The sequence below is a fragment of the Neobacillus drentensis genome, from assembly GCF_036966985.1.
Lineage (GTDB): Bacteria > Bacillota > Bacilli > Bacillales > Cytobacillaceae > Neobacillus > Neobacillus drentensis_E.
The window spans coordinates 14,288-17,385 of the sequence record NZ_JBALSN010000062.1 but is presented as its reverse complement, the minus strand read 5'-3'; the positions used below and the strand labels follow the sequence as shown (position 1 = coordinate 17,385).

General features: G+C 35.7%; 1 pseudogene. It reads left to right on the top strand.

The annotated features are described in order from the left end of the window. Nucleotides 1-1,506: 1,506 nt before the first annotated feature. Nucleotides 1,507-3,098: pseudogene (locus V7659_RS04450) on the top strand (hypothetical protein); the annotation flags it as partial.

Sequence of the window (3,098 nt, the reverse complement as noted above, 5' to 3'; positions counted from 1 at the left end):
AAATGGTGTAAAATTACACCATATAGAAATTTTTGGTATAATTACCATTTTGTAATGATTGTGGGGAGATTTTATGGATTCGAATCTACGAGAAGAGCAACGGAAAATTTTTAGAAAAGAATTATATACATTACGTGAGGGGGGGTACCTTTCTGAAGCAATAGTTGACACTGTTGCAAGAGCACATCACCAATACCATTTAGATTTAATCGAAATGGAGGCAAAACCTTCTGTACTTGAAAAAGCTGGGCAAGTCCATACTCCAATACCTAAAAAACCTGCGAAAGTGAAGAAGACACGAACACCAGAAGAGATTCGTGAAAGGAATATTACGTGGTTACTAAACATTGGAGTAATCTTCTTGCTTATCGGAGGTTTGTTTGTTGCAACAAGTAATTGGGAATCAATGACAAGTTTCATGAAAAGTGGATCCATTGCAATCGTAGCTTTATTATTTTATGGAATCGCCTTTTTAACGAAAAAAGTATTAAAAATAGAAAAAACAGCTTTTGCTTTTAGTGTCCTGGGAAGTTTGTTTTTACCAATTTTTATTCTTTCATTGGGATGGTTTGGGCTTTTAGGATCCTTTTTATCAATTACTGGAGAAGGGCGTTATTTACTCGGAATGCTGGGTAGCTTGGTGCCAGTTATTGTTTACTATTTATTTGCGAAAAGCTTAGCATCAAGATTATTTGTCTGGTTCACCTTTGTGTCGGAATCTCTAGGTATGGCCTTTCTATTAGCTAGTTTTCATCTGGAGATTGATTTCTTCTACTTAGGTATGATGATTTTCAATGCAATCACTATTTTTGTTTATCATCAGCTAAAGAATAAGAAATCAATCCAACTTTTTACGAAAGAGTTTATCCCGTTTGTCCAGGTGAATCTCGTTCTGTCTACATTATTTATGCTGTTTTTATTCGATAACAAGGTCGTATACAGCTTCAATTTGCTGTTAACAGCGATTATATATTTATCGATGATGTATGTAAGCGGGCGGAAAGAATATCATTTCATTTTCAGTATAATGATTGTTTATGGTGCTTATCAGTTAATTGAGCACAGCTTCCTGGATTATTTTGGAGCGATAATTTATGCTCTGGTTGGATTTGGAATGGTCTTTGTTCCAAAGGCTTTGAATAACCAGTTTTCATTAAATAATGCATTCCAATATACTAGTGCAGTAATATCAGGTATGGCATTTATTTATATTAGTCTCGAAGGAATTCTCCTGCGTGCAGGGAATCCATCAATTGTGCTTATGCTTGCTTATTTCGTCATTGCAGTTAACTTTGTTTATTTGTCTCATCACGGTTCAAGAAGGTTATTTCCGTATTTAAGCGCGGTTTTTGCAGGCTCTAGCATTTATGAATTCATTGCATTGATAAGCAAACCTNNGGTTTTATCCTATTTAGTGTGTTAGGAATTGTGCACCTTTCAAAATACGTAAAGATCATTCAGACTGCCGCCAGAGATGTTGGTTTGTCCATCATGGTGCTTGCAATAATGACTGCTATTTCGTTTTTATTGTGGTGGGAGCTTGGTGTTCTCATATTCCTATTTATGGTTGCTGCCTATTTGGTTTATAAGAAGGAAGAAAGGATCTTCCTAAAAGAAGCCGCTGTATGGATTGCACCTAGTTTACTTGGTCTTTCCATTGCTGCTTTTGGAGAAGAAATGAATAGTAACTTTTCTTTTTATCTTAAAGAATTTGGGTATGGAGTTAGTTTTGCTATCGCGGCCATCCTTGTATTATTATCAAGTTTTGTTTGGAGAGCAGTAGGGGAAAAAAGGTTGGATAAAATATCTTTGTATACATCCCAAGCACTTTATTCTGTGGCCATTCTCCAAGCATTGTTTAATCAAATAAACCATGTTTGGGTTCAACCGCTTATTTTATTAGTTGGAATCGGAATGTATTATTATTTGTATAAAAAGATCAGTACGAAGTGGGTCCCATTTTTAGTCAGTATCGCAGCACTTATTTCGTATTTTTCTATCATCCAAGCCATTTTGCTGAGATTTACTTTAAGTCATACCATGAATTCCTTAATCGGCTCTTTCGGTGCAGTGATCATGCTGCTAATCTCCTATCTTTGCCGGAAAAATGATTTGAACCTATCATTTGCATTTGGTTGGGTAGGACACAGCATTTATCCACTGACGCTATTATTCACATGGTTCGCATTTCAGAAAGACTGCATTTACAGCTTTATCTTGGCGTTGTTTGTCTATGCAATTAGCACAAAGTTGATGAAGGTAGAATGGAAAATTAAAGCCTTTCTGTATGGCAGTTTTACTTCCTTATTCTTTATAGTAACAACTGTGTTAGATCAAATAATCAATCAATCTTTTGGAAACTATGAGTTTGTGTTTACTAGTGCGCTACTTCTGTTGTTTGCTTTCCTCGCAAAAGATGAATATAAAAAAAGGACTGCTTTTTATTTAGTCCCATTTTCAATAATTGGAATTGTGTTTACGTTGATTACCTATCCATTTGATTTACTGCCATATCTTGTCACACTCGCTTATGCATTTGGAACCGTGTTTTATTTGCATAAAATCCAATGGGATGTTCTCGGAATAGTTCCTTTATTTTTAGCCTTTATTGCAACTGTAGAATTCACCTATTCGAGTGACTTAGGTGAACTTGCTAAAATGCTAGTTACTGGAGGGGTAGGAATTGTTCTTTCGATGATCGGACAATTGCTTTACAAAAAGCTTGTTGAATATGGGCCGAAAATTCAGCAAATAAAAATAGACGGTTTTACATTAGTTTCATTCATGTTTTTCGGTCTAATGTATTTGTTCGAGGATCCATTCATCTGGAGTAATGCAATACCGGGCGTGCTGATTGCAATTTCATTTTTACTGCAAAGAAAAAGAGTACCAGAAAGGTTATCTGTCCTAATGACCATACTTGGCGGAGCCTATTTATTACAACCATATTATTCAATCATGGCTAAGCTTAATATTCCGCCATTATGGGAGCGGGAAGTGATTGTTCTTCCCTTTATTATTCTTATTATTTTCATTCGACGTTGTTTAAAAGGGCGATATTCGGAGATAACGAAAGCTGTTCAATGGGGAGTCCTACT